General features: G+C 69.7%; 1 protein-coding gene. It reads right to left on the bottom strand.

Features of this window, described 5'->3' with window-relative positions; translation table 11 throughout:
* A partial coding sequence (locus tag ABEA82_RS38585) for an SDR family NAD(P)-dependent oxidoreductase (protein ID WP_345666429.1) occupies positions 1–1,173 on the bottom strand: 1,173 nt, incomplete at both ends.

The following is a 1,173-nucleotide window of genomic DNA, read 5'->3' as shown; positions in this document are numbered from 1 at the left end:
CTCCAGTGCCTCCGGCGTCGACATCGGCGCGATGGCGTTGCGCGCCAACCGCGCCAGATCCTGCTCGTCGAGGTGGCTGGTCATGGTGCTGGTTTGTTGCCAGAGGCCCCAGGCGAGGCTGGTGGCGGGTTGGTTGTGGTGGCGGCGGTGGTGGGCGAGGGCGTCGAGGTAGGTGTTGGCGGTGCTGTAGTTGGCTTGTCCGGGGCTGCCGAGGATGCTGCCGGCGGAGGAGAAGAGCAGGAAGAGGGCGGGGTTGTGGGGTTGGGTGTGGTGGTGGAGGTGGTGGGCGGTGGTGGCTTTGGTGGCCAGGACGGTGCGTAGTTGGGTGGGGGTGAGGGTGGTGAGGGTGGCGTCGTCGAGGTGGCCGGTGGCGTGGATGACGGCGGTCAGGGGGTGTTCGGTGGGGATGTCGGCGAGGGTTTTGGCCAGGGCGTGGGGGTCGGTGAGGTCGCAGGCGGTGATGGTGGTGTGGGCGCCTGTGTGGGAGAGGTCGTGGTGGAGCTGGGGTGCGGTGGGGGCGTGGGGTCCTTGGCGGCTGAGGAGGAGGAAGTGGCGGATGTGGTGGTGGTGGGCGAGGTGGCGGGCGATGAGGGAGCCGAGGGTGCCGGTGCCGCCGGTGATCAGGACGGTGCCGTGGGGGTTGAGGGGGCGGGGGATGCGGATGACGTTTTTGCCGGTGTGGCGGGCCTGGCTCATGTGGCGCAGGGCTTTGGGGAGGTGGGCGAGGTCCCATTCGGTGCGGGGCAGCAGGGTCAGTGCCCCGTCGTTGAAGAGGGTGAGGAGGTGGGTGAGCATCTCGCCGGTGCGTTGGGGGCCGGCTTCTTTGAGGTCGAAGGCGCGGTAGGTGGTGCCGGGGTGGGTGGTGGTGACGTGGTGGGGGTCGCGGATATCGGTTTTGCCCATTTCGATGTAGCGGCCGCCGGGGGCGAGGAGGTCCAGGCAGGCGTCGACGAGGTCGCCGGAGAGGGATCCGAGGATGATGTCCATGCCCGGCCGGCCGTTCTGGCCGGTGTGGCGGGTGTGGTGGCGGAACTGGTCGGCGAAGTCGGTGGTGCGTGAGGAGGCGATGTGGTCGGCGGGGATGCCGGCGGCTTTGAGGGTGTGCCATTTGGTGGGGTGGGCGGTGGTGTAGACGTCGGCGCCGAAGTGGCGGGCGAGCTGGGTGGCGGCCAT

It is taken from the genome of Streptomyces venetus, assembly GCF_039540295.1.
In the GTDB taxonomy this organism is placed as follows: Bacteria; Actinomycetota; Actinomycetes; order Streptomycetales; family Streptomycetaceae; genus Streptomyces; species Streptomyces venetus.
The sequence above is the reverse complement of the archived record's forward strand: the minus strand, read 5'-3'. Positions and strand labels throughout refer to the sequence as shown.